The 24,647-nt window shown below is 73.9% G+C and carries 21 protein-coding genes; 2 read left to right on the top strand and 19 right to left on the bottom strand.

The features are described 5' to 3' along the window. Nucleotides 1-36 precede the first annotated feature (36 nt). From BKA00_RS03775 to mraZ, 19 genes are all read right to left on the bottom strand, one after another. Entirely contained in the window at nucleotides 37-1,410 is a 1,374-nt protein-coding gene (locus BKA00_RS03775; RefSeq protein ID WP_185023591.1) for a hypothetical protein, read from the bottom strand. A gap of 153 nt (nucleotides 1,411-1,563) precedes the next feature. Then, nucleotides 1,564-2,490 (bottom strand): DivIVA domain-containing protein, encoded by a 927-nt coding sequence (locus BKA00_RS03770; protein WP_185023590.1) that lies wholly within the window; start codon nucleotides 2,488-2,490, stop codon nucleotides 1,564-1,566. A gap of 57 nt (nucleotides 2,491-2,547) precedes the next feature. Next, nucleotides 2,548-2,844, bottom strand: coding sequence for a YggT family protein (locus BKA00_RS03765; RefSeq protein ID WP_179849209.1), 297 nt, complete (start codon nucleotides 2,842-2,844; stop codon nucleotides 2,548-2,550). Between the two features lie 21 nt (nucleotides 2,845-2,865). Next, entirely contained in the window at nucleotides 2,866-3,402 is a 537-nt protein-coding gene (locus tag BKA00_RS03760; protein WP_185023589.1) for a cell division protein SepF, read from the bottom strand. A gap of 105 nt (nucleotides 3,403-3,507) precedes the next feature. Beyond that, nucleotides 3,508-4,266: a YggS family pyridoxal phosphate-dependent enzyme gene (locus BKA00_RS03755; protein WP_185023588.1), complete on the bottom strand. Its 759-nt coding sequence runs from the start codon at nucleotides 4,264-4,266 to the stop codon at nucleotides 3,508-3,510. Then, nucleotides 4,263-4,991 carry a peptidoglycan editing factor PgeF gene (gene pgeF / locus BKA00_RS03750; protein ID WP_185023587.1) on the bottom strand — a complete coding sequence of 243 codons (729 nt, stop codon included), beginning with the start codon at nucleotides 4,989-4,991 and terminating at the stop codon, nucleotides 4,263-4,265. The genes BKA00_RS03755 and pgeF overlap by 4 nt, the downstream gene beginning before the upstream one ends. Beyond that, a complete protein-coding gene (gene ftsZ, locus BKA00_RS03745) occupies nucleotides 4,988-6,448 on the bottom strand; it encodes a cell division protein FtsZ (RefSeq protein WP_185023586.1) in 1,461 nt (486 codons plus the stop codon). The genes pgeF and ftsZ overlap by 4 nt, the downstream gene beginning before the upstream one ends. Nucleotides 6,449-6,788: 340 nt before the next feature. After that, nucleotides 6,789-7,556, bottom strand: a complete 768-nt coding sequence (locus BKA00_RS03740) for a cell division protein FtsQ/DivIB (protein ID WP_221493003.1) — start codon at nucleotides 7,554-7,556, stop codon at nucleotides 6,789-6,791. Between the two features lie 133 nt (nucleotides 7,557-7,689). Continuing rightward, complete coding sequence (gene murC, locus BKA00_RS03735; RefSeq protein ID WP_185023585.1) at nucleotides 7,690-9,129, bottom strand: UDP-N-acetylmuramate--L-alanine ligase; 1,440 nt, start codon at nucleotides 9,127-9,129, stop codon at nucleotides 7,690-7,692. Further along, a complete protein-coding gene (gene murG, locus BKA00_RS03730; protein ID WP_185023584.1) occupies nucleotides 9,126-10,220 on the bottom strand; it encodes an undecaprenyldiphospho-muramoylpentapeptide beta-N-acetylglucosaminyltransferase in 1,095 nt (364 codons plus the stop codon). The genes murC and murG overlap by 4 nt, the downstream gene beginning before the upstream one ends. A gap of 39 nt (nucleotides 10,221-10,259) precedes the next feature. Continuing rightward, complete coding sequence (gene ftsW / locus BKA00_RS03725; protein ID WP_185023583.1) at nucleotides 10,260-11,516, bottom strand: putative lipid II flippase FtsW; 1,257 nt, start codon at nucleotides 11,514-11,516, stop codon at nucleotides 10,260-10,262. Between the two features lie 2 nt (nucleotides 11,517-11,518). Continuing rightward, nucleotides 11,519-12,952 (bottom strand): UDP-N-acetylmuramoyl-L-alanine--D-glutamate ligase, encoded by a 1,434-nt coding sequence (gene murD, locus BKA00_RS03720; RefSeq protein ID WP_185023582.1) that lies wholly within the window; start codon nucleotides 12,950-12,952, stop codon nucleotides 11,519-11,521. Further along, the gene (mraY, locus tag BKA00_RS03715) at nucleotides 12,934-13,992 is read right to left on the bottom strand and encodes a phospho-N-acetylmuramoyl-pentapeptide-transferase (protein WP_185023581.1); all 1,059 of its coding nucleotides are present in this window, start codon (nucleotides 13,990-13,992) and stop codon (nucleotides 12,934-12,936) included. The genes murD and mraY overlap by 19 nt, the downstream gene beginning before the upstream one ends. Next, complete coding sequence (locus tag BKA00_RS03710) at nucleotides 13,989-15,386, bottom strand: UDP-N-acetylmuramoyl-tripeptide--D-alanyl-D-alanine ligase (protein WP_185023580.1); 1,398 nt, start codon at nucleotides 15,384-15,386, stop codon at nucleotides 13,989-13,991. The genes mraY and BKA00_RS03710 overlap by 4 nt, the downstream gene beginning before the upstream one ends. Further along, on the bottom strand, nucleotides 15,383-16,966 hold the full coding sequence (locus BKA00_RS03705) for a UDP-N-acetylmuramoyl-L-alanyl-D-glutamate--2,6-diaminopimelate ligase (protein ID WP_185023579.1): 1,584 nt from the start codon (nucleotides 16,964-16,966) through the stop codon (nucleotides 15,383-15,385). Before BKA00_RS03705 ends, BKA00_RS03710 begins: the two co-directional genes overlap by 4 nt. An 81-nt stretch (nucleotides 16,967-17,047) precedes the next feature. Next, nucleotides 17,048-18,745, bottom strand: coding sequence for a peptidoglycan D,D-transpeptidase FtsI family protein (locus tag BKA00_RS38585; protein ID WP_476692266.1), 1,698 nt, complete (start codon nucleotides 18,743-18,745; stop codon nucleotides 17,048-17,050). 652 nt (nucleotides 18,746-19,397) lie between these two features. Further along, on the bottom strand, nucleotides 19,398-20,201 hold the full coding sequence (gene ftsL / locus BKA00_RS03695) for a cell division protein FtsL (RefSeq protein ID WP_185023577.1): 804 nt from the start codon (nucleotides 20,199-20,201) through the stop codon (nucleotides 19,398-19,400). Then, the gene (rsmH, locus tag BKA00_RS03690) at nucleotides 20,198-21,220 is read right to left on the bottom strand and encodes a 16S rRNA (cytosine(1402)-N(4))-methyltransferase RsmH (protein ID WP_185023576.1); all 1,023 of its coding nucleotides are present in this window, start codon (nucleotides 21,218-21,220) and stop codon (nucleotides 20,198-20,200) included. The genes ftsL and rsmH overlap by 4 nt, the downstream gene beginning before the upstream one ends. Nucleotides 21,221-21,465: 245 nt before the next feature. Next, nucleotides 21,466-21,897 carry a division/cell wall cluster transcriptional repressor MraZ gene (gene mraZ / locus BKA00_RS03685; protein WP_089312308.1) on the bottom strand — a complete coding sequence of 144 codons (432 nt, stop codon included), beginning with the start codon at nucleotides 21,895-21,897 and terminating at the stop codon, nucleotides 21,466-21,468. Between the two features lie 405 nt (nucleotides 21,898-22,302). On the opposite strand from mraZ, the gene BKA00_RS03680 reads away from it, so the two are divergent. Together BKA00_RS03680 and BKA00_RS03675 are read left to right on the top strand one after the other, a co-directional pair. Next, nucleotides 22,303-23,352, top strand: coding sequence for an AAA family ATPase (locus tag BKA00_RS03680; RefSeq protein WP_185033640.1), 1,050 nt, complete (start codon nucleotides 22,303-22,305; stop codon nucleotides 23,350-23,352). 3 nt (nucleotides 23,353-23,355) lie between these two features. After that, nucleotides 23,356-24,624: a DUF58 domain-containing protein gene (locus tag BKA00_RS03675; protein WP_185023575.1), complete on the top strand. Its 1,269-nt coding sequence runs from the start codon at nucleotides 23,356-23,358 to the stop codon at nucleotides 24,622-24,624. Nucleotides 24,625-24,647 lie beyond the last annotated feature (23 nt).

Here is a 24,647-nt window from a genome sequence, read left to right as displayed (position 1 = left end):
GCCTTTGCGAGCCGGGCCCGTACGAGCCGGGGCGGGTCAGTCGCGGGCGTGCTCGCGGTCGGGCTGGCAGACCAGGCAGGGCGTGCAGCCCCGGGCCTTCGCCTCCGTGCGCGACAGCGACTCCAGGTCGTCGGCCTCGTCGCCGATGTCCTCGATGAGGGCGCAGTCGACGCGGTGGTAGCGCTTGGTGCCGCTCAGGATGCGGACCTGCGTGCCGTCGTCGCCGGGCTCGTCCGCGGCGTCGCGGGCGGACGGCTCGGGCTCGGGCTCCCCGGTGAGATCGGCGGCGGCCGACTCGGGCTCGGGCTCCGGGGCGTCCTCCGGCTCGGGGCCGCCGAACGGTGCGGAGCCGAGGTCGACGGTGACGTCCGGCGGCGCGGATTCGGCCGCAGCGCCCTGCCCCGCGCCTCGCCGGTCTTCGGTCTCGATGCCGGGGCGATCGGCCGCCTCAGGCGCCTTGGGGGCCTCCTCGGCGGTGTCGCCGGACGCGAACAGCCCCGCGACGGGCATGTCGGTGCGTGTGGGAGCGGCCGCGCCCCGCTTCGGGGCGCCCGTGTCCTCGGCGTCGTCGTCGGCCTGCTCGCCGGCCCGCGGGATCTCGGCGGTCCTGCCGAAGGCGCCGGGCTCGTCAGAGGCGCCCGGCTCGTCGAACGCGCCGGGCTTGTCGAAGGCACTGGGCTTGTCGAAGGAGGTCGGCTCGTCGAAGGAGGTCGGCTCGTCGAACGAGGTCGGCGCGGGCTTGGCGAGGCCCGCGAGGACGTTCTCGGATCGTTCGGCGCCGGACTTGCGGGCCGCGGGTGCGGTCTCCGCCTTGCTCGCGTCGGAGGAGGCGGGTGCCGACGCCGCGGCGCGCGCCGCCAGTGCGGTGTCGGGCAGGCAGGCGGTGCAGGGGCTGAACCCCTCTTCCTTGGCCTCGGCGTAGGTGAGCTCCTCGGTGTCCCGGCCGGCGAGCTGCCGGCAGGTGTCGAGGTGGTAGCGCTTGCGGCCGCGGACGACGAACACCAGCGCGTCGTCGGGGACGTCGACGGCGGGGGCGGGGATCTCGACCTCGGCTTCGGCCGGGTCGGCCGGGGGCTTGGCCTCCGCGGCGCCCTGCGCGTCCTTGGCCGGAGCGGACGCGGCCGGGGCGCTCACCTTGCCCTTGGCGCGCTTGTCCTTCTTGGCCTTCTGCGCCTTCTTGCTCGGACGGACCGGGCCCGGGGACGCACCCGGGCCGAACAGCTCCTTGCGCCGCAGGAACACCCCGATGGCCAGGCACACCGCGGAGACGATGCTGACGGCGATCGAGATGTAGATCACCACCAGGGCGTCCAGTCCGAAGACCTGTGCACTGTCTCCGTTGCCCGCGACGATTCCCGCTACCAGCAGGGCGATCGCCACCACCACGAGAACGCCACTCAGGATGATCACAGGGTCACTCCCACTCGTTCAGACCGCTAGGCTCCGGGCCGCGCGAGAAAGCCGGCGGCCGGCCCAGGGCACGACCGCCCGGCGCCGCGGGGATGGCGGCGCGCCATCCCCGGCGCGGCGATCGGAACGACACTATCGCCTGAGGCGTCCGTGTCAGCGCCTGTCGTGCGGCGGGTTGTCGCCGCCGGAGTGGAAAGCGCCCGTCGCCGAGTGCTGGACCTGCTGGGCGTGCTCAGGCGAGGGGAAGGTGCCCGGTGCCGGCGCGCCGCCGCCGTTGCGGTTGTCGGCGTGGGGCAGGGCGTTCTGCGGGCCCGTCTGCGGACCGTTCTGGGGCGTGTTCTGCTGCTGCGTCTGCACGGGGGCCGCGCCCGGGACGGCGGCGAACGCGCCCGTCTCGGTGCTGCCCGCCTCCAGGTCGCGCAGCTGGCCCTCCAGATAGACCTTCAGGCGGCTGCGGTACTCGCGCTCGAAGGCGCGCAGGTTGTCGACCTCGCGCTCGAGCTCCTCGCGCTGCTGCACCAGCGAGCCCATGACCTGGCGGTGCCGCTCCTGGGCGTCGCGGTCGAGGGCCTCGGCGCGGGAGCGGGCCTCGCTGACGATCTGGTCGGCCTGCCGGCGGGCCTTGCCGAGGATCTCCTCGGCCTCGCGGCGGGCGCGGCCGAGCGTCTCGTCGGCCTCGCGCCGGGCGTCGGCGATCGCCTGGTCGGCGGTCTGCTGCGCGAGCGCGAGCACGCGGGCCGCGGTGTCCATGTTGTCCTCGCCGCTCGGGGCGGGGGAGGACATGCCGAGGCCGCCGAGGACGGGCTCCGGCTCGGGGTGCGGCTGGGGCTCGGGGCGCGGCGGCTCGGGGATCTTCTGGATGTCCGGCTTGGGCTCCACGATGGGAGCGGCCATGGCGGGAACCTTGCCGCGCAGGCACTCGGCCAGTTTGGCCCGCAGCTCCTCGTTCTCCTGGATGAGGCGGTCGAGCTCCGCCTCGACCTCGTCGAGGAAGGCGTCCACCTCCTCCTCGTCGTACCCCGGCCTCAGCCTGGTGGTACTGAACTGCTTGTTCCGCACGTCGGCGGGTGTCAGCGGCATGTTCTCGTCTCCTTGGCGCGCTTGGAGTCTGTCCCCGAAGGACGGTATCCGATCGACCTAACCTCCGCCGAATATGGAACCGACGAAGACGATCAAGACCCAGACCACAAGGATGAGGACCGTGAAGCTGAGGTCCAGGGCAACGTTACCCAGCCGGATGGGCGGGATGAAACGCCTGAGGAGTTTCAGTGGCGGATCGGTGACCGTGTAGGTCGCCTCAGCGATCACGAGCACCACTCCGGTCGGCTTCCACTGCCGGGCGAACGACTGCAGGACCTCCAGGACCAGCCTGCCGATCAGGAACAGCAGGAAGAGGTACAGGATGCCCTGCAGGACGGATCCAACGATGTTCACGGATACTCTCGCATGCGACTCTCAGCTCTGGTTGAAGAACCCACGTTCTGCCATCCGGGCCTTGTCCTCCGCCGTCACCTCGACGTTGACGGGCGACAGGAGGAACACCTTGTTGGTAACACGCTCGATGCTGCCGTGCAGCCCGAACACGAGACCCGCCGCGAAGTCGACCAGGCGCTTGGCGTCGCTGTCGACCATCTCGGTCAGGTTCATGATCACCGGCGTGCCCTCCCGGAAGTGCTCCCCGATCGTCCTGGCCTCGTTGTAGGTCCTCGGATGCAGCGTAGTGATACGCGCAAGGTCGGTGGTACCGGACTCGTAGAGCGCCACGGACCGTCGCTCGATGGTCGACGTGGAGTGAGGGTCGCGATCGCGGTCCGACGCCTCTTCGGCTCGGGTAAGCTGACCGCCGGATTCGTCATCGCGACGGCGTCCCTGCCCGGTGTCGGTCTCCTCGTCGTAGACCTCGTACTCGTCGTAGTCGCCGTACTTGTCGTCGTAACGATCGTCCTCCACAAGGCCGAGGTAGACCGCCATCTTGCGCATCGCGCTGGCCATACGTCCCTCCGTGTCCTGTGGCCTCGGCGCCGGGCGCGTCCGGCCCCGCCGTTGGACTGATCCGTCGTGGCTTCCCGTGTTCGGGCAGGTACCACTGGGGGGACATTACCTGACGATTGCCCGTCGGCCGCCGAGCAACGCCGTACCGACCCGCAGGTGTGTCGCGCCGCACGCGATCGCCTGCTCCAGATCGCCGCTCATACCCGCACTGACGATCCGCGCGTCCGGATGGTTCCGCCTCATCCGCGCCGCCGTCTCCGCGAGCCGGTCGAAGGCGGGCAGCGGGTCCGCGCCGAGGGGCGCGACGGCCATCACGCCGCCGAGTTCGAGACCGGGGGCGGCGGCGATCTCGTCCGCCAGCGCGGGGACGTCGGCGGGCACGGCCCCGCCCCTCTCCCCCACCTCGCCCTTCTTCCCCGCCTCGTCCAGGGAGACCTGCACGAGGCAGCGGAGCGTGCGGCCGGTGCGGGCGGCGGCCTCCGCGAGCGCCGCGACCAGCCGCGCGCGGTCCACGGAGTGCACGACGTCGGCGTAGCCGGCCACGGCGCGCGCCTTGTTGGTCTGGAGCCGTCCGACGAAATGCCAGGTGAGCGGGAGGTCGGCGCAGTCGGCGGCCTTCGGGCGGGCCTCCTGGTCGCGGTTCTCGCCGACCTCGGTGACGCCGAGCCCGGCCAGCAGCCGCACGTCGGACGCGGGGAACGTCTTGGTCACCGCGATCAGCGTGATCTCGTCCTCGCTCCGGCCGGCGGAAGCGCACGCGGCGGCGATGCGCGCCCGGACGGCGGCCAGGCCCTCGGCGATCTCGGCGCGCCGCTCGGCCGCGGGGCCGTCGGCGACGGCGGGGGTGTCGTCCCGGTCGGTCACGTGTCTTCCTTCAACCAGACATAACCGGCGAAACGGCCGGTGCGGCCCTCACGGCGGTAGGAGTAGAGGCCCGGGTCCTCGATGGTGCAGCGGCCGTCGCGGGAGACGCGGGCCACCCCGGCGGACGCGAGCTGCTCGGCGACGCCGGAGCGGATGTCGAGGCCCGGAGTTCCCTTGGAGGTGGTGGCGTACGCGGCGGGGACGACGGCCGCGACCTCGTCCCGCATCTCCGCGGGGACCTCGTAGCAGCGGCCGCACGCGGCGGGTCCGATGGCCGCGGTCATCCGGGCCGGGTCGGCGCCCCGCTCGCACATCGCCTTCACCAGGGCCGGGACGACCCCGGCGGCCGTCCCGGGACGGCCGGAGTGGGCGGCGCCGACGACCCCGGCGGCCGGGTCGGCCAGCAGGACGGGCGCGCAGTCGGCGACGAGGACGGCGAGGGCGAGCCCGGGCACGGTCGTGACGACGGCGTCGACCGGGCCGGGCAGGTCGGTCGAGGCGGCGAACGCGACGTCGGCGCCGTGCACCTGCCGCATGAAGACGGTGCGGTCGGGGTCGGTGCCGAGCGCGGCGGCGGCGCGCCGCCGGTTGTCCAGGACGGCGGCCGGGTCGTCGCCGACCGCGCCGCCGAGGTTCAGGGAGTCGAAGGGGGGCCCGCTCACGCCGCCGGCGCGGCCGGTGAAGCCGGCGCCGACGCCGTCGCCCAGGGCGACGGCGGTGATCACTTCAGGAAGTCGGGCACGTCGAGGTCGTCGTCCTCGTCGAACACCACGGGACGGCGGCGCTGCCCGGAGGCGGGGCCGCCGTCGGTCTCGCCCGCGTGCACGCGGGGGGACGGCTGCTCGGAGGGCGGGCGGGGCGCGGGGGCGCGCGAACCGCCGGGCTCGCCGCCGGACGCGCCGGCGTCCCGGTCGGCGGGCGGGCCCGGCTGCCCGGACGCCGCCACTTCGGAACGGGCCTGCTCACCGCGCCCGGCGGACCCGTCGTCCTGGGCCCGCGCGGGCTGCTGCGCCCGGTCGCCCTCCGGCCGCGGGGCCGGGGCCGGGGGCTGCGGCGCGGCGGCGGCCTGCGCCACCGACTGCTGCTGCGCGGTCGGCTGCGCGCCCGGCGGCTCGGACCGCCCGACCCGGCTGGGGATCGGGTTGGCCGGGGCGGACGGGGACGCGGGCGGCGGGACGGGGCGCGGGGGCGGGGGCAGCCGCTTGCTCTCCGGTTCAGGGACCGGCTTGGACGGACGCCCCTCGTCGAAACCCGCCGCGATCACCGTGACCCGGACCTCGTCGCCGAGCGCGTCGTCGATGACCGCGCCGAAGATGATGTTGGCGTCGGGCGCGGCCGCGTTGGACACCAGCTGCGCCGCCTCGTTGATCTCGAACAGCCCGAGGTCGGAGCCGCCGGAGATGGACAGCAGCACGCCGTGCGCGCCGTCGATGCTGGCCTCCAGCAGCGGGCTGGAGATCGCCATCTCGGCGGCGGCGACCGAGCGGTCGTCTCCGCGCGCCGAGCCGATGCCCATCAGCGCCGAGCCGGCGCCGGACATCACGGACTTGACGTCGGCGAAGTCGAGGTTGATCAGGCCCGGGGTGGTGATCAGGTCGGTGATGCCCTGGACACCGGACAGCAGCACCTGGTCGGCGGCCTTGAAGGCGTCCAGCACGCTGACCTGCCGGTCGGAGATCGACAGCAGCCGGTCGTTCGGGATGACGATGAGGGTGTCGACCTCGTCGCGCAGCGTCTCTATGCCGGCCTCGGCCTGCATCGCGCGGCGCTTGCCCTCGAAGCTGAACGGGCGGGTGACGACGCCTATGGTCAGGGCGCCGAGCGAGCGGGCGATGTTGGCGACCACGGGCGCGCCGCCGGTGCCGGTGCCGCCGCCCTCACCGGCGGTGACGAACACCATGTCGGCGCCCTTGAGGACCTCCTCGATCTCCTCCCGGTGGTCCTCGGCGGCCTTGCGGCCCACGTCGGGGTTCGCCCCGGCGCCGAGACCCCGGGTGAGCTCGCGGCCCACGTCCAGTTTCACGTCGGCGTCACTCATCAGCAGCGCCTGGGCGTCCGTGTTGATCGCGATGAACTCGACGCCCTTGAGTCCCTCTTCGATCATCCGGTTGACGGCGTTGACGCCGCCGCCGCCGATTCCGACGACCTTGATGACCGCGAGGTAATTCTGCGGTGCTGCCACGACGAGGGGCCTTTCCGCTCTCTCCGACCGCCCTGCCCGGTCTGCCGACCGTGCCGTCGCGGTATTCCCGACCTGTATTCCGACTGTGCTTTGCGCTGTGTTTCGAGCTGTGTGTTCGAGCCGTGCCTTCGAGCTGGTTTGTGAAGCCCTGCCGCGAAGCCGTTCACGGGCGGGGTAAACCCTCACCCTCAACTTGAGGCTTACAGTTATGTCAACCTGAGGACTGATACGGACAGTAGGGCGGCCTTACCGCCAGGGTCAACTAACCTCCCCCGAACTCGACCGGCGTGTCGCGGAACGCCCGCCTCCGCAGGTCCCCCGCCCGGTCGCCCGGGCGGGCTCATTTCGTCTTGAGGACCTCCGGCGAGCTGACGTCGACGGTGCGGACGGCGCGCCCCGCCGCCGTCCGCCGCACGGCGTCCAGCAACCTGATCTTCTCGTCTGCCCGTTCGGCGGCGCCCCACACCACCGTCTGGCCGCCGGCCATGTAGAGGGTCACCTCCTCAGGGCCGCTGGCCTCCACCTCGGTGAGCTTGCCGCCGAGGCGTTCGGGCAGCGCGGACAGCACCGAGAGCGCCGCCAGGGTCGCCCGGTCGGACGGCCCGGGCGAGGCGACCGTGAGCGTGGGCAGCCCCTCCGGGCGGGCCCCCTCGTCGGCGACGGTCACGCCGTGCCGGTCGAGCAGGTGGTAGCCGCCGCCGTCGCGGAACACCGCGATCGGCTCGCGCTCCCGCACGACGACCCGGACCGTCCCCGGCCAGCGCCGCTCGATCACCGCCGACTCGACCTCGCGCAGCCGCTCGACGCGGTCGCGGACCGCGCCCGTCCTCAGCCGCACCATCGGCGTGCCGAGATCGATCCCGGCCGCGGCCACCACCTGGTCGGCGGAGGCGAGACGGGTGCCCGTCACCTCGACGTGCCGCACCACCAGCAGCCTCGACCCGAGCAGGACCCACGACACCGCGCCGAGAGCGCCGACCACCAGAAGGGTGACGAACACCACCTTCCAGCGGTTGGCGCGGCCGCGCCCGTCCGGCGCCGCGGCCTCCGGATCCGGATCGTGCTCCGGCTCCGGCGACGCGCGGCGGCCCGTCTGCGCCTCGGTCATGCCCCAAGCCTGACAGTGATCCCCGCCCCGGCCGCAGACCGCGCGGGCGACGGCGTGTCACGCCCCGTTCCCCGGAAAACCGTACGCCCCGACAAGCCCGATCCTCTCGGCAAGCCCGATCCCCTGACGGGTCCTATCGCCCCGACGGACCCTGCGCCCCGGCGAGCCGTTCCAGGATGAGCGGGCCGAGCTGGGTCACGTCCCCGGCGCCCAGCGTGATGACGACGTCGCCGGGACGGGCGGTCGACGCCGCGATACCGGGCACCTCGTCCCGCTCGGGCGCGTAGACGGTCGCGGTGCCCGGCGGGACGGCATCGGCGACCAGCGCGCCCGTGACGCCGGGCTCGGGGTCCTCGCGGGCGCCGTAGACGTCCAGGACGACCGCGACGTCGGCGAGGCCGAGCGCGGCGCCGAACTCGGCGGCGAAGAACCGGGTGCGGCTGTACAGGTGCGGCTGGAAGACGGCGATGATGCGGCCCCGCCCGCCCGGCCCCTCGCCCTTCTCCCCCAGGTAGTCGCGGGTGGCGTCCAGGTCGGCGGTCAGCTCGGTCGGGTGGTGGGCGTAGCTGTCGAACACCTCGACGCCGCCCGCCTCGCCCTTGCGCTCCAGCCGCCGCATCGCGCCGCCGAACGCGGCGAGGCCGTCGCGCACCGGAGCGTCGTCCGCGCCGAGGGACCGCGCGACCGCGATGACGGCGGCGGCGTTGAGCGCGTTGTGCCGCCCCGGCACGGCCAGCGTGAACTCCCCGTCGCCCTCGATCTCGAACCGGGAGCCGAGGCCGCGCGGCGTGAACCCGGTCACGCGCAGGTCGGCGCCCTCGGCCTCCCCGTAGGTCAGCACCGTCAGGCCGCGGGCCCGCGCGCGCTCGGCGAGCTCCATCGCGACCGGGTCGTCGGCGCCGGCGACGAGGGTGCCGCCGGGCTCGATCCGGTCGACGAAGCGGGCGAAGTTCTCCTTGACCTTCTCGAAGCCGCCGTAGTTGTCGAGGTGGTCGGCCTCGACGTTGGTGACGACCGCGATGCTCGGGGTGTACATGAGGAACGAGCCGTCGCTCTCGTCGGCCTCCGCGACGAACGCGTCGCCGCCGCCCTCGTCGGCGCCGAGGCCCGTGGTGACGAGCTGCCCGCCGATGCAGTAGGACGGATCGGCGCCGGCGTGCTGGAGCGCCACCGTCAGCATCGAGGTGGTGGTGGTCTTGCCGTGCGTGCCGGCGACCGCGACGGCCCGGCGGCCCGCCATCAGGGACGCGAGCGCGGCCGAGCGGTGCAGGACGCGCAGCCCCCGCGCGCGGGCGGCGACCAGCTCGGGGTTGGTGTCGCGGATCGCCGTGGACACCACGACGGTGTCGGCGTCGCCGACGTGCGCGGCGTCGTGCCCGACGAAGACCTTGGCGCCGAGGTCGCCGAGCTGCGTGAGCAGCTCGGAGTCGCGGGCGTCGCTGCCGGACACGGCGATGCCGCGCCGCAGCATGATGCGGGCTACGCCGGACATTCCGGCGCCCCCGATCGCGATGAAGTGGACCCGCCCGAGCTCGGCCGCCGGCACCACGTCCCCCGGGTCGATCAGGCTCATCGGGCGGCGCCAGCGGAGCGGACCACTTCGTAGACCATCTGGGCGAGCGCGACGTCGGCGTCGCGGCGGCCCATCCGGCCGGCGGCCTCCGACATGTGCGCGACGCGGGCCGGGTCGGCCAGCACCGGCAGCAGGTGCCGGGCGATCCAGTCGGGCGACAGCTCGGCGTTGTCGACCAGCATGCCGCCGCCCGCCGCGACGATCGGCTCGGCGTTCAGCCGCTGCTCGCCGTTGCCGATCGGCAGCGGGACGTACACCGCCGGCAGCGCGACCGCGGCCAGCTCGGCGCAGGTCATCGCGCCCGCGCGGCACATCGCCATGTCGGCGGCGGCGTAGGCGAGGTCCATCCGGTCGCAGTAGGGGATCGTGACGTACTGCGGGCCGCCGGCCGCGGGCTCGGGCTCCTCGGTGTTCTTCGGCCCGACGATGTGCAGCACCTGGATGCCCGCCTGCCGGAAGTACGGCGCGGCGGCCACGGCGGCCTGGTTCAGCGAGCGGGCGCCCTGCGAGCCGCCGAAGATCAGCAGCGTGGGCAGGTCGGGAAGCAGCCCGAAGTAGGAACGGGCCTTGTCCCCCATCGCGAGCCGGTCCAGCGTCGCGATCTCCCGGCGCAGCGGGATGCCCACGAACCGGGCGTTCGGCAGCGGCGAGTCGGCGTGCGAGACCGCGACGTGCTCGGTGAAGCGGGCGCCGAGCTTGTTGGCCAGGCCGGGCTTCGGGTTGGCCTCGTGCACGATGATCGGCACCTTGCGCTTGCGCGCCGCGAGGTAGCCCGGGGTGGCGACGTAGCCGCCGAAGCCGACGAGGATGTCGGCCTGGGCCTGGTCGAGGACGGAGGCGGCCGCGTTGATCGCCCCGCGCAGCCGGCCGGGCACCGACAGCAGCTGCGGTGTGAGCGTGCGCGGCAGCGGCACCGGCGGGATCAGGGCGAGCTCGTAGCCCCGCTGCGGGACGAGACGGGTCTCCAGACCCCGCTCGGTCCCCAGGCAGACGACCCCGGTGTTCGGGTCGTTGCGGCGCAGCGCGTCGGCGAGCGCCAGGGCGGGCTCGATGTGTCCGGCGGTGCCGCCGCCGGCCAGGACAACCCTCATGTCCGTTGACAACTCCTCAGCGTGGTTCGAAGGGGGAATTCAACGCCGTGCCAGACCCAGCCAGCTTAGAGCCCTCACGACCGGTCCGGGACCCCGTGCGGAGAGTGCCTGCCGCGCGCCGGGCTCGCGCTTGGCGAACGCGAGCAGCATGCCGAGCGCGAACAGGGTCGGGATGAGCGCCGAGCCCCCGTAGGACACCAGTGGGAGGGGGATCCCCGTGATGGGCAGGACGCCGATGACCGCGCCGATGTTCACGATCGCCTGGACCACCAGCCATGCCGTGGCCCCGGCGGCGGCGAGCCGGGTGAACGGGTCCTTCACGCGCCTGGCGATCCGCAGGCCCGCGTAGGTGAGCATGCCGAACAGGCCGAGCACGACGAGGGTCCCGACGAGGCCGAACTCCTCCCCCACGATCGCGAAGATGAAGTCGGTCTCGGCGTGCGGCAGGTAGTCCCACTTGGCGCGGCCCTCGCCGAGGCCCGTGCCGAACAGGCCGCCCGAGGCGACCGCGAACAGACCCTGCGTGCCCTGGTAGTTGGTGGTGAGCTGGTTGCCGGACGGGTCGAGGAACCCGGTGAGGCGCTGCATCCGGTACGGCTCGACGACGATGAGGATCGACACGAGCAGGCACACGAGCCCCGCGATGCCGACGAACAGCCGGCCGGGGGCGCCGACGACCCACAGCAGCGCCAGGAAGATCGTGAGGAGCACCAGCGTGGTGCCGAGGTCGCTGCCCAGCATCACCAGCAGGACGAGCACGCCGGCGCCCGGCATCAGCGGCACCAGCAGCGGCCGCCACTCGGTGAGCTGGCCGAGCCGGTCCTTGCGGGCCAGCAGGTCGGCGCCCCACAGCACGAGGGCGAGCTTGGCCAGCTCGGACGGCTGGATCTGCACGGGGCCGAGGTCGACCCAGCGGGTCGCGCCGCCCGCGCTGCGCCCGAGCCCGGGGACGAGCACCAGCGCCAGCGCGACGACCGACAGCAGCAGCAGCGGGTAGGCGAGCGCGCGGAACGTCTTCACCGGCAGCCGGGACGCCAGCCACATGCCGGGCAGCCCGATCGCGACCCACACGGCCTGCTTCTGGAAGAGCGTGTACGCCGACCCCGTCGCCTGGAGCTGCTTCACGCTGGAGGCCGACAGCACCATCGTCAGGCCGAGCGCGAGCAGCATCACCGAGCAGCCCAGCACCAGGTAGTAGGAGGTGAGGGGCCGGTCGAGCAGCCCGACGGCGGCGACCACCTGCTCCCGCGGCCCCGGGCGCCGGGCGGCGCCGTCCTCCCCGGCGGCGGTGGTCATCGTTACCGGGCGTCCCGGGAGAGGCGCTCCACCGCCGCGATGAAGGCGTCCCCGCGTGCCGGGTAGTTGGCGAACATGTCGAAGGACGCCCCGACGGGCGCGAGGAGCACGGTGTCCCCGGGCCGGGCGAGGCCGGAGGCGTGGGCGACGACGCGGTCCATGGCCCCAGTGTCGGTGTCGGGGACGTCCACCACGGGGACATCCGGGGCGTGTCGCGCGAGCGCCTCGGCGATCCGGTGCCGGTCGCGCCCCATCAGCACGGCGCCGCGCAGCCGGCCGGCGCACGATCGCACCAGGTCGTCGACGTCCAGGCCCTTGAGGAGGCCGCCGGCGATCCACACGACGCTGTCGTAGGCGGCGAGCGACGCGGCGGCGGCGTGCGGCTGGGTCGCCTTGGAGTCGTTGACGTAGGAGACGCCCGCGACGTCGGCGACGTGCTGGATGCGGTGCGGGTCGGGGACGAACGCGCGCAGCCCCTCGCGGACGGCCTCGGGCGGCACGCCGAACGCGCGGGCCAGCCCGGCGGCGGCGAGCGCGTTGGCGACGTTGTGCGGCGCGAACGGCCGCACGTCGCCGAGCGCGGCGAGTTCGGCGGCCTGGCTCGCGGGGTCGTCGGTGAAGGCCCGGTCGACCAGCAGCTCCTCCACGACGCCGAGCTCCCCGGCGCGCGGCACCCGGAGGGTGAAGCCGATCCGCCGGGACACTCCCCCGGCGCGTTCGGCGAGCGCCGAGGAGGTGTCGTCGTCGGCGTTGTAGACGGCGACGCACCCCGGAGTGAAGATCTTGGCCTTGGCGCCGACGTAGGCGTCCATGGAGCCGTGCCAGTCGAGGTGGTCGGGCGCGACGTTCAGCACCGTGGCCGCGTACGGGGCGAGCGAGCTGGACCAGTGCAGCTGGTAGCTCGAAAGCTCCACCGCCAGCACGTCGTAAGGCCGGCTCACCGCCTCCACGATGGGAGTGCCGACGTTCCCGACGGCCAGGGCCTTGTGGCCGGCGGCAGTGAGCATGCACGCCAGCATCCGCACGACGGTGGTCTTGCCGTCCGTCCCGGTGATGGCCAGCCAGGGTGCCGCGCCCTCGGGGCGGAGCCGCCACGCCAGCTCCACCTCTCCGATGATCTCGACGCCGGCAGCGGCGGCCGCGGCGAGCAGCGGCGCGTCCGGCCGCCAGCCCGGCGAGGTCACGACGAGGCCGGCGTCCGCCGGGAGGGACTCGCCGTCGCCGAGCCGGACCGTGACCCCGAGGGCCTCCAGCTCGGCGGCGTGCCCGCGCTGCTCCTCGCCGTCGCGGGCGTCGACGATGGTGACGCGGTCGCCGCGCGCGGCCAGGACGCGGGCGGCGGCGCGGCCGGACACGCCGAGCCCGGCCACGCACACGCTCCGGCCGTCCGAGGGGCGGCCCTCCCAGGGGCGCTCGTTCACTTCTTCGGCATCCATTCCAGGTAGAACAGGCCGATGCCGATCGCCACGAACAGCGCGGACATCAGCCAGAAGCGCACGACGATCGTGGTCTCGGCCCAGCCCGACAACTCGAAGTGGTGCTGCAGCGGGGCCATCTTGAACACGCGTTTCCCGGTCATCTTGAACCCGCCGACCTGGATGATCACCGAAAGCGTGATCATCACGATCAGCCCGCACAGGATCGCCAGCAGCAGCTGGGTGCGGGTGAGGATCGCCAGGCCGACCAGCACGCCGCCGAGGGCCAGCGAGCCGGTGTCGCCCATGAAGATCTTCGCGGGCGGGGCGTTCCACCACAGGAACCCGAACACGCCGCCGAGCACGGCCGCGGCGACCACCGCGAGGTCGAGGGGGTCGCGGACGCTGTAGCAGTTGGGGGCGAGGGCGGCGGCGCAGCTGTTGCGCAGCTGCCAGTTGCCGATGATGACGTAGGCGGCCAGCACCATGCCGGCCGGGCCGGCGGCGAGGCCGTCCAGCCCGTCGGTGAGGTTCACGCCGTTCGACATGGCCGCGATGAGCAGCAGCGCCCACACCACGAACAGGTACGGGCCGATCGAGGGGCCGAAGTCGCGCAGGAAGGACAGGTGGGGGTCGGCGGGGGTGACGTCGTAGCCGTTGGGGAAGTTCAGCGACGCGACCGCGAACACGACGCCGACGAGGACGATGCCGATCATCTTGGCGCCGCTGCGGAGCCCGAGGCTGCGCTGCTTGAACACCTTGATGTAGTCGTCGACGAACCCGACGAGGCCGAGGCCCGTCATCAGGAACAGCACCAGGATCCCCGAGATGGTGGGGGCCTCCCCGGTGAACAGGTGCGCGGCCGCGTAGCCGACGAGCGAGCCGACGATGAAGACCGTCCCGCCCATCGTGGGGGTGCCGCGCTTGTTCAGGTGGGCCTCGGGGCCCTCGTCGCGGATCATCTGGCCGTAGCCGAGCCGGTTGACGATGCGGATCCACACCGGCGTGCCGACGCCGACGAAGATCAGCGCGATCCCCGCGGCGATGATGATGTTGGTCATCGGCCGTCCTCCGCGAGGATCGCCTCGGCCACCCGTTCCAGGCCGGCCACGCGGGAGCCCTTCACCAGCACGACGTCCCGCGGCGCCAGCCGCTCTCTGAGCACGGTAACCGCCGCGCCGACGTCATCCACCTGTACGCACTCTCCCGTCCATGACGCAACCTGCCCGGCCCCTTCGGCCATCGCCGCCGCGTGCGCGCCGACCACCACGAACCCGGCGATCCCGCTGCGCGCGACATGCTGCCCGATACTGGCATGTTCCGCTACGGACGAGTCACCTAGTTCGGCCATCTCGCCCAACACCGCGTAGGCGCGGCGGCCGCGGGCCAGATGGACGAGCACGTCGATCGCGGCGCGGGTCGAGTCGGGGTTGGCGTTGTAGGCGTCGTTCACCACGGTCACCCCGTCGGCCCGCTCGGTGACCTCCATCCGCCACCGGCTGACCGGCACGGCCGCCGACAGCGCCTCGGCGACCGCCCCGGTCGCGAGCCCCGCCGCGCGCGCGGCGGCGGCCGCGGCCAGCGCGTTCGGGACGGCGTGCGAGCCGTGCAGGCGCAGCGCGACCGGCGCGGCGCCCTCCGGCGTCACGAGGGTGAAGCGGGCCCGGCCCTGCTCGTCGAGGGTCTCGTCCTCGGCGCGGACCGCGGCGCCCGGCGAGCGGCCGAACATGACGACCTCGCCGCGCGTCCGGGACGCCATCGCGCTGACCAGCGGGTCGTCGGCGTTGAGGACGGCGGTGCCGCCGGGCGGGACCGCCTCCACGATCTCGCCCTTGGCAAGGGCGATGTTCTCCCGGCTGCCAAACTCGCCGACGTGCGCGGTGCCGACGTTCAGCACGACGCCGACGTCCGGGCGCGCGATGCCGGTGAGGTAGGCGATGTGGCCGATGCCGCGGGCGCCCATCTCCAGCACGAGGTGCCGGGTGGCGGCGTCGGCGCGCAGCACCGTGAGCGGCAGCCCGATCTCGTTGTTGAACGAGCCGGGCGGGTAGACCGTCGGGCCCGCGCCGCTCAGCACCTGCCCGATGAGGTCCTTGGTGGAGGTCTTGCCTGCCGAACCGGTGACCGCGACGACGGTCACGTCCGGCAGCCGCTCCAGGACGGCCCTCGCGAGCCGCCCGAGGGCCTCCTGGACGTCGTCGACGACCACGCAGGGCCCGTCCACCGGGCGCTGCGCGAGCACGCCCGCCGCCCCGGCCGCGAGGGCCCCGGCCGCGAAGTCGTGCCCGTCCGCGCGATCGCCCTTCAGCGCCGCGAACAGCGCCCCGGGCTCCACCGCGCGGGAGTCGATCACCACGGGGCCGTGCACCACCGGGTCGTCCACCACCGGGTCCGGCGGCCCGTGCCGGGTCCCTCCCGTGATCTCCGCGATCGTCGACAGCGGAAGTGGGATCACGCCTGCGTCCCGTCCCCTCTTGTCCCTTGTCCCTGGCGCCGGAGCGCGTCCGCACGGCGCCGGAGCGCGGCGCGCACGACCTCGCGGTCGTCGAACGGATGTACTTCGCCCGCCACGTTCTGGCCCTGCTCGTGCCCCTTGCCCGCGACGACGACCACGTCGCCGCGGCGGGCGCGGCCGACGGCCAGGTCGATCGCGGCGGCGCGGTCGGGCTCCACGACGATGTGCGCGCGCTCCGGCTGCGGCACCTTGAGCCCGCCCTCGACCATAGCGGCAAGGATGGCCAGTGGATCTTCCGACCTCGGGTTGTCGTTGGTGAGGTACGCCATGTCGGCCAGCCGCGCGGCGGCCTCGCCCATGAGCGGCCGCTTGCCGCGGTCGCGGTCGCCGCCGCAGCCGATCACCACCGCGAGGTCGCCCTCGGTGACGGGCCGCAGCGCGTTCAGGACGGCCTCGACCGCGCCCGGCTTGTGCGAGTAGTCGACGAGGGTCGTGAAGTCCTGCCCCTCGTCGACCCGCTCCAGCCGCCCGGGGACGCCGGGCAGCGACGCCACCCCGCGGACCGCCGCCTGCAGCGGGATGCCCGCCTCCACGAGCGCGACGATCGCGGCCAGGGCGTTGGCGACGTTGAAGGGCCCGGCGAGGCGGACCTCGCCGTCGGCCTCGATGCCGAGGGGGCCGACCACGCGGAACACGCTGCCGTCGGCGCCGACGCGCACGTCCTCGGCCCGCCAGTCGGCCGCCGGGTCCCCGCTCGGGGAGAACGTCGTCGCCGGCACCGTGGCGATCTCCAGCAGCTCGCGGCCGTAGTGGTCGTCGAGGTTGATCACGCCGACCCGCGAGTACTCGGGCGTGAACAGCCGCGCCTTCGCGAGGAAGTAGTCCTGCATGGTCGGGTGGTAGTCGAGGTGGTCCTGGGACAGGTTCGTGAACACGGCGACCTCGTAGCGGGCGCCGCCGACCCGGCCCTGCACCAGCGCGTGGCTGGACACCTCCATCGCGGCGGCGCCGACGCCGCGCTCGCGCATCGTCGCGAGCAGCGCGTGCAGGTCGGTCGCCTCCGGCGTGGTGAGCGCGCTCGGCACCCGGTCGCCGCCCACCCGGATCTCCACGCCGCCGACCAGGCCCGTCTCGATCCCGGCGGCGCGCAGGCCCGCCTCCACCAGGAACACCGTGGTGGTCTTGCCGCTCGTGCCGGTCACGCCGATCAGGGTGATGTCGTGCCCGGGCTCGCCGTACACCCACGCCGCCGCGTCGCCGAGCCGCGCCCGGACGTCCCTCGCCACCAGGACGGGAAGGCCCGTCGCCGCCGCCCGGTCGTGGCCGTCGGCATCGGTGAGGATCGCCACGGCGCCGGCCTCGGCGGCCTGGGCGGAGAACTGGGCGCCGTGCGCGCGGGCGCCGGGCAGCGCCGCGTAGACGTCGCCGGGCAGCACGGCCCGCGAGTCGTGGGTGATCCCCGTGGCGGACACCGCGTCCCATCCGTCCCGCCCGCCCTGCCCGCCCTGTTCGTCCGATCCGATTCCAAGGAGCGCCGCGAGTCCGCTCAGCGGACGAGCCGGGTTGGTGGTGGGACGCATGGCGTTTCTTTCGTTGCTGACGGTACGGGACGGGTGGAACACGGATGGTGGACTCACAGGCGAGGAGGGTACTCGCTGCGATCAGTCGCGGGCGCGGATCTCGATGATCGGCGGCCTGCTCCCCGTCGGCGGGATCTTCTCGGACTGAAGCGCGAAGCTCATCACGTCCTTGAAGACCGGTGCCGCCGCATCGCCACCATAGTGGCTCCCGCGCTTCGGATCCTGCAGGACGACCTGCACCACCAGCCGCGGGTCGTCCGCGGGCGCGAACCCGGCGAACGAGGCGGTGTAGCCGCCGCCGTCGTAGCAGCCGCAGCGCGGGTTGACGACCTCGGCGGTACCGGTCTTGCCCGCGACGCGGTAACCCTTGATCTGGGCCTTCGGGGCGGTGCCCTCCTTCGTCGTGACGCCCTCCAGCATGTCGCTGATCTGCCGGGCGGTCTTCGCGCTGATGACCTGCCTGCGCTCCGGCTCGGGCGCCGGGGTGAACCTGTCGTGCTCCCCGACGGTGCCCGCGACCAGGTTCGGCGCGACGCGGACGCCGCCGTTGGCGATCGTCGAGTACACGCTCGCCATCTGCACCGCGTTCACCGAGACCGTCTGCCCGAATGCGATCGGGTAGCGGTCGGTGCCCGACCACTTGGCCGGCGGCACCAGCAGGCCCGGCGTCTCGCCGGGCAGCGGCAGGCCGGTCCGGCGGCCGAACCCGAAGTCGCGCAGCGTCTGGTAGAGCCGCTGGGAGTCGATGCTCTCGCTGGCCATGATCGTGCCGACGTTGCTCGACTTGGCGAGCACGCCGGCGAACGTGAGCCGCTCGGGCGGATGCGGGTGCGAGTCGTGGAACACCACGTCGTACTTCTTGATCTTGTCTGGCACGGTGTAGGGCGTCTGCGGGGTGACGCCGCCGTGCTCCATGACGGCCGCGGCCGTGACGACCTTGCCGGTGCTGCCCGGCTCGTAGGCGTCCTGCACCAGCGGGCTGCCCCAGCGGGACCGGTCGGAGTCGGCGTAGTCGTTCGGGTCGAACCCCGGCGCGGACGCCATCGCGAGGAGCCGGCCGGTGCGCGGGTCCATGACGATCACGGTGCCGCTCTTGGCCCTGCTCGCCCGGACCTGCCGCTCGATCGCCTGCTGCGCCTTGAACTGCAGGTCGCGCTGCAGCGTCAGGCGGACCCCGCGGCCGGGCACCGACGGGCGCTTCTGGTCCTCGCCCATGGGGATGTGCTGGCCCTCGGGGCTGATCTCGACCCGCTGCCAGCCCGCCTTGCCGGCGAGCACGCCGTTCAGCGAGCTCTCCAGACCGGCGGCCCCGCTCCCCGTGTCGTTCACGAAACCTATGACGCTGGCGGCCAGCGAATCGTTGGGATATTCCCGGCGATACTCCGGCAAGGTACCGATGCCGAGGAAGTTCCACGAGCTCACCAGGCGGGCCTGGTCGGGGCGGACCCCGTGCGCGAGGTAGACGAACCGCGTCTCGGGCCTGCTGATCTGCTTCAGCAGCGTCGCGGGGTTCAGCCCGAGCGTCGGGGCCAGGGCGTTGACGATCGGCTGCCGCTTGTCCGCCTTGATGAGCGAGGGGTCCGCGAAGATCGCGCGGGCCTCCACCGTCATGGCGAGCGGGTTGCCCTGCGCGTCGGTGATGTCGCCGCGGACGGCGGGCAGCGTGAGCTCCCGCATCCGCTGCAGCATCGCCTGCTCGGTGTACTGCCCCGAGTCGATCGTCTGGAGCTGGACGAGGCGCCCGGCGAACAGCGACAGCACGAACGCGACGACGAGCAGCCCGACGTTGAGCCGCTTGAGCGGGTCGCGCCGGTGGAAGGGGACCCGGGGCCGCGGGGGGCGGCCGGGCGGCGGGCGCCGTCCGGAACCGCCGCCGGGGCGCGGGCCGCGCGGGCCCGCGCCGTCCGTCTTCGGCCGCGCGCCCTGGGCGTTGCGGGCCGTGCGGCTCTCCGCGGCCGCGCTCTTGGCGGGCGCCTTCCTGCGCGCGGAGCGCTTGATGGCCGTCGCGGCGCCGCCCGTCCGCCCGGCCGGTTTCTCCTTGGGCGCGGTGCCTTTACGGCCGGTGTCCTTACGGGCCGTGTCTTTACGCGCGGTGTCCTTGCGGGGGGTGTCCTTGCGGGGGGTGTCCTTGCCCGGGGTCTCCTTGCGGGAGGCGGGGACCGTGCCGCTGCGCGCGGGACGGCGGGCGCCGCCGCCCTTCCTGCCCGGCCGTCCGGCGCCGTCCGCCCGTCCCGCGGGCGGGCGCGGCGTGTTCCCCGTCTGACGCCCGGACGCGCGCGCCGCGCCCGGGCCGCTCTTGTCGTCCCGCCCGGCCGCGCCGCGGGGGCCGCGCCCGTCCGGGCCGCGTCCGCGGCCGGAGGGCGGCCCCGCGGTACCGCGTCCCGGGCCCTTCGTCACCGTTCCACCCGCTCCCCGCCGTGACCGCGCCCGCTCACGGTGCCCCGTGCCCGGTCCGCGTCCCTGTGCCGCTCCGTGCTCCAGTGCCGTTGCCGTTGCGCGCGCCCGCACCCTGGCCGTTCCGCGTGCCCGCGCCGTTGGTGCGGGCGTCGGACAGCGGGACGCCGTCGCCGGGGATCACGGTGCCGGGCACGCCGAGGACGCCCGCCGCGCCGGCCGACGCCGCGGCCGAGTGCGGGACGGGGCGGATGGTGCCGCCGGGGCGGCCGGGCTCGGTGGAGAAGAAGGCCGGGTCCTTGCCCTGCTTCATGCCGAGCCCCTCGGCCTTCTTCGACAGCTGCTGCGGGGCGCCCTCGCGGGCGATCTCCTCCTCGTAGGCCTGGCGCTGCTGTTCGAGCTGCTTGTTGCTCTGCTGCAGCCGCGTCAGGGTGAACGCGTCCTTGGCGAGGACGGTGTTGAGCAGCAGCAGGCTGACCAGCGCGCCGCCGAGCAGGCCGACGATGAGAAGGACGAACGGGGCCCGCGGCGCGGTCCCGCGCCGCGACGCGGTCGCCGCCTTGGTGCTCGCGGGCGCGCTGACGGCGGCCTTCGCGGCCTTCGTCTCCTTCGCGGCCTTCGTGCTCTTGGCCGGCGAGACCTTCGTCCGCGTCGGGGCGGGCGCCGTCTTGGCCGCGGCCGGCTTCGCGGGCGCCGCCTTCGCGCGCGCCGGCGTGACCGGAGCGGCCCCGGAGGGCCTGCTCTTCGGCGGCGCGGGCCTGGCCGGAGCGGCTCCGTCCGGGCGCTCCGGGGCCCTCTTCTTCGGCGCCTTGGTCGGCGGCCGCCTGCTCGTCGTGGTCATGTCGCCTCCCGGACGCGCTCCGCGGCGCGCATCCGCACCGATCCGGCCCGTGGATTGGTCGTGGTCTCCTCGTCGGACGCCACCTCGGCCCCGCGCGTCAGGAGCCGGAACCTCGGCTCGTGCTCGGGCAGCGGGACCGGCAGCTCCGGCGGAGTCGTGTCGGCCGCCTGGGCGGCGAGGACCTGCTTGGTGATGCGGTCCTCGAGCGAGTGGTAGGACAGGACGACCACCCGGCCGCCGACCGGGAGCGCGTCCAGGGCGGCGGGCAGCGCCCGGCGCCAGGTGTCGAGCTCGGCGTTCACCTCGATGCGCAGCGCCTGGAAGGTGCGCTTGGCCGGGTTGCCGCCGGTGCGGCGGGTGGCGGCGGGGATGGAGGTGCGCACCAGGTCGGCGAGCCGCCGGGTGGACTCCAGCGGGGCGCGCTCGCGCTCGCGGACGATCGCGGCGGCGATGCGCTGGGCGAACCGCTCCTCGCCGTACTCGCGCAGGATGCGGGCGAGCTCGGCGGGCGGGTAGCCGTTGACGACCTCGGCCGCGGTCAGGCTCTGGGTGCGGTCCATCCGCATGTCGAGGGGGGCGTCGTAGGAGTAGGCGAAGCCGCGGTCGGCCTCGTCGAGCTGCGGGGAGGACACGCCGAGGTCGAACAGGACGGCGTCGACCGCCCGGACGCGGTGCCGGCGCAGCACGGAGGGGATCTCGTCGTAGACGGCGTGTTCCAGCGTCACGCGGTCGCCGAACGGGGCGAGCCTGCGCGCGGACCGCTCCAGCGCCGTGGTGTCTCGGTCGAGGCCGATCAGGCGCAGCGCGGGGACGGCCCGCAGCATCGCCTCGGCGTGACCGCCCATGCCGAGCGTGGCGTCGAGGTACACGGGAGCGCGGCCGGCGACGGCCTCCGCGGCGGGGACGAGAAGTTCGAGAACGCGGTCGAGCATGACCGGGACGTGGCCGCTGCCGGGCCCCTGGTCGTGCGCCGCGTGGTCGCCTGCGCCGTTCCCCGCTCCGTTCTCCAGGCCGTTCATGCGTCACCCCCTGTACTGCCACCTCGCTCGCGGACTGTGTGGCATCGCCGGACCGGACCGTCCCGCGCCCCCGGCGGCGGCCTCGCCCGGCCAGGTCCCCATCCGCTGCCCTGGAGGAAGATCACCGCGTTGCCCGCGGGGGGTCGCCGTCTGGCACCGGGGAAGCTGCGCCAGCTGACTGGAGAGCGGCTGGAGACCTGGCCGAACGTGGGCCAGTGCCGGTCAACGGACCGACGAGTCGTATCTCAGAGAATCCCTGGCAACACCTCCTCCGAGACGTCGGAGAAGGTTTGCTCCTCCTGCTCCAGGTAGGTCTCCCAGGCCTGGGTGTCCCAGATCTCCAGACGCGTGTTGGCCCCGATGACCGTGCAGTCGCGGGTCAGCCCCGCGTACTTGCGCAGCGGCGGGGGAATCGTGACGCGGCCCTGCTTGTCGGGCACCTCGTCGGAGGCGCTGGCGAAGAAGACCCGGCTGTAGCTCCGGACCGCCTTCTCGGTGACCGGCGCGGCACGCAGAGCCTCGGTTATCCGCTGGAACTCCGCCATGGGGAAGACGTACAGGCAGCGTTCCTGGCCCTTCGTGATCACCAATCCCCCCGACAGCTCCTCGCGGTACTTCGCCGGCAGGAACAGTCGTCCCTTGTCGTCGAGGCGCGGTGAGTGGGTGCCGAGAAACACCGGGCCCCACCTCCCGCGCCGCATGGGGCGCTACCGCCCCCCACGGCGCCCCACTCTACTCCACTCTTCCCCACCGTCAACAAGAAAAACACCGTCCACGCGCCGTTTTCCGCGACGAAATCGCAGGTCAACGGGGGTGGTGTGGAGTGGAGCCCAGCGGGGGCCCCTCAGCGCGCCGCATCGGCACAAGCCCGTTCAGAACACCCCCGCACGGGGGCGCGGGACGGTCGTGAGGGACGGGGTGGAGCGGTGTGGCGCGCCGCGCGCGTCGTTTGTCGTCGTCTCCGTGGAGCACAATTGGCTCGCGTTCCACATGAACATCGCAGTGGGCGTTCCAAAGACGTACTGTCGTTTGGAACGGCTGAGGAGGGTTTGGTGGCAGTAGGCACGCACGGCGAGTCGTTCATGGAGACCGACCCCCCGGCATCCCACCCGGCCCGGCGCGGCGGCCGTGACGCCGGCGGCGCGGACGCGGGAGGCCGTGACGCGGGCCGTGACGGAGGAGGCGGGCTCGACGGGCTCGCCCACGTCGCGAACAAGATCCGCGACGCCGTGGAGTCGGTGATCGAGGGCAAGCCCTCGGCCGTGCGGCTCGCGCTGACGGTGCTGCTGGCGGAGGGGCACCTGCTCATCGAGGACGTGCCCGGGGTCGGCAAGACGATGCTCGCCAAGGCGCTCGCGCGCTCGGTCGACTGCTCGGTGCGGCGCGTGCAGTTCACGCCCGACCTTCTGCCGAGCGACATCACCGGGGTCAGCGCCTACAACCAGGAACGGCGCGAGTTCGAGTTCAAGCCGGGCCCGGTGTTCGCCAACATCCTGGTCGGCGACGAGATCAACCGGGCGTCCCCGAAGACGCAGTCCGCGCTGCTGGAGTGCATGGAGGAGCGCCAGGTCACGGTCGACGGCACCACCTACGCGCTGGAGCCGCCGTTCATGGTGATCTCCACGCAGAACCCCGTGGAGATGGAGGGGACCTACCCGCTGCCCGAGGCGCAGCGCGACCGGTTCACCGCCCGCATCTCGATGGGCTACCCCGATCCCGCCGCCGAGCTGGAGATGCTCGAGACGCACGGCGAGACGTCCCCGCTCGACCGCCTCGCGCCCGTCGCGCACGCCTCCGACGTCCGCGACCTCATCGAGGTGGTGCGGGCCCAGCACGTCGCGCCGGCGGTGCGGCAGTACGCGATCGACCTCGTCTCCGCCACCCGCAGGCATCCGGAGCTGCGGCTCGGCGCGTCCCCGCGGGCGACCCTGCACCTGGTGCGGGCCGCGCGGGCCTACGCCGCGCTCGACGACCGCGACTACGTCGTCCCCGACGACATCCAGGACCTCGCCGTCCCCGTCCTCGCGCACCGGCTGCTGCCGACCGCCGAGGCGCAGGTGGAGCGCCGCAGTCCCGAGCAGGTGGTCGCCGACCTGGTGAAGCGGCTGCCGGTGCCCTCCCCCGGCAGGTGACGGGTGCGACGGGCGCTGGCCGGCCTCACCACACGCGGGCGGTCGTTCGTGGCCGCCGGGGCGACCGCGATCGTCTGCGCGGTGGCGCTCGGGGAGCGCGACCTGCTGCGCGCCGGGGTGCTCGTGCTGGCGCTCCCCCTGCTGTGCACGATCGCGGTGGCGCGGACGCGCTACCGGCTGGCCTGCGCGCGGCGGCTGGAGCCGGCGCGCCTGCCGGTCGGCCACGAGTCCCGCGTCGACCTGCGGCTGGAGAACGTGTCGCGGCTGCCGAGCGGGCTGCTGATGGTGGAGGACCGGGTCCCCTACGCGCTCGGCGGGCGGGCCCGCTTCGTGCTGGAGCGGATCGAGCCGCACGCGTTCCGTGAGCTCGGCTACCGGATCCGCTCGGACGTGCGCGGGCGCTTCCGGGTGGGGCCGCTGACCGTCCGGCTCGCCGACCCGTTCGGGATGGTGGAGCTGGTCCGCTCGTTCAGCCTGTCCGACACGCTCACGGTGACGCCGTCGATCGTGCCGCTGCCGCCGAGCCGGCTGTCGGGGGCGTGGACGGGCGGCGGCGACAGCGTGGCCCGCGCGGTCTCCGCCGCGGGCGAGGACGACGTGGCGCCGCGCGAGTACCGGCACGGCGACGACCTGCGCCGCGTGCACTGGCGGTCCACCGCCCGGTACGGGGAGCTGATGGTGCGGCGCGAGGAGCAGCACTTCCAGAGCAGCGGCACGCTCTTCCTCGACACCCGCCGCTCCGCGCACTGGGGCGACGGGCCGTCCGGCTCCTTCGAGCAGGCCGTCTCGGCGACCGCGTCGATCGGCGTGCACCTCGTCCGGACGGGGATGAGCCTGCGGTACGTCACCGACGGCGGGGAGGCGCTGCCGGCCGGGCCCTCCGAGGGCGCGTTCGAGGGGCTGCTGCTCGACGCGCTGGCCGTCGCCCGCCGGTCCAAGGGCGGCTCGCTGTCGGCGGGACTGGCCGCGCTGCGCGGGCACGGCGCGGGCCGGGAGGGCGACGGGCTGGTCGTCGGGGTGTTCGGCGCGCTGTCGGACGAGGAGGCCCGCGCGGTCTCCGCGGCCCGGCGCGGCACCGGCACCTGCGTCGCGGTCCTGCTCCGGGGCGGCCCCGACGACGGCACGCCGCAGGACGGCGGAACGGCCGCGGGGCTGCTGCGCGCGGGAGGCTGGCGGGTGGTGACCGTCCGGTCCGCGGCGGAGCTCGCCGGGGCGTGGGCGCGCGCAGGCAAGGCCGGCGGGGATTTCGTGTCAGGGGCGGCGCATGACTGAGGGCGGCGCATGAGCAGGGGCGG

Source organism: Actinomadura coerulea (genome assembly GCF_014208105.1).
GTDB classification, from domain to species: Bacteria; Actinomycetota; Actinomycetes; order Streptosporangiales; family Streptosporangiaceae; genus Spirillospora; species Spirillospora coerulea.
Note: the sequence above shows the minus strand (reverse complement) of the source record. Positions and strands in the feature narration are given on the sequence as shown.

Bases quoted from the DNA above. Each gene is read 5' to 3' on its own strand.
- BKA00_RS03740 (WP_221493003.1), bottom strand. From the start codon at position 7,556: ATGACCGAGGCGCAGACGGGCCGCCGCGCGTCGCCGGAGCCGGAGCAC.
- BKA00_RS03680 (WP_185033640.1), top strand. From the start codon at position 22,303: ATGGAGACCGACCCCCCGGCATCCCACCCGGCCCGGCGCGGCGGCCGT.
- BKA00_RS03770 (WP_185023590.1), bottom strand. From the start codon at position 2,490: ATGCCGCTGACACCCGCCGACGTGCGGAACAAGCAGTTCAGTACCACC.
- BKA00_RS03760 (WP_185023589.1), bottom strand. From the start codon at position 3,402: ATGGCCAGCGCGATGCGCAAGATGGCGGTCTACCTCGGCCTTGTGGAG.
- murC (WP_185023585.1), bottom strand. From the start codon at position 9,129: ATGAGCCTGATCGACCCGGGGGACGTGGTGCCGGCGGCCGAGCTCGGG.
- mraY (WP_185023581.1), bottom strand. From the start codon at position 13,992: ATGACCAACATCATCATCGCCGCGGGGATCGCGCTGATCTTCGTCGGC.
- murG (WP_185023584.1), bottom strand. From the start codon at position 10,220: ATGAGGGTTGTCCTGGCCGGCGGCGGCACCGCCGGACACATCGAGCCC.
- ftsL (WP_185023577.1), bottom strand. From the start codon at position 20,201: ATGACCACGACGAGCAGGCGGCCGCCGACCAAGGCGCCGAAGAAGAGG.
- BKA00_RS03705 (WP_185023579.1), bottom strand. From the start codon at position 16,966: ATGCGTCCCACCACCAACCCGGCTCGTCCGCTGAGCGGACTCGCGGCG.
- murD (WP_185023582.1), bottom strand. From the start codon at position 12,952: ATGGATGCCGAAGAAGTGAACGAGCGCCCCTGGGAGGGCCGCCCCTCG.
- ftsW (WP_185023583.1), bottom strand. From the start codon at position 11,516: ATGACCACCGCCGCCGGGGAGGACGGCGCCGCCCGGCGCCCGGGGCCG.
- rsmH (WP_185023576.1), bottom strand. From the start codon at position 21,220: ATGAACGGCCTGGAGAACGGAGCGGGGAACGGCGCAGGCGACCACGCG.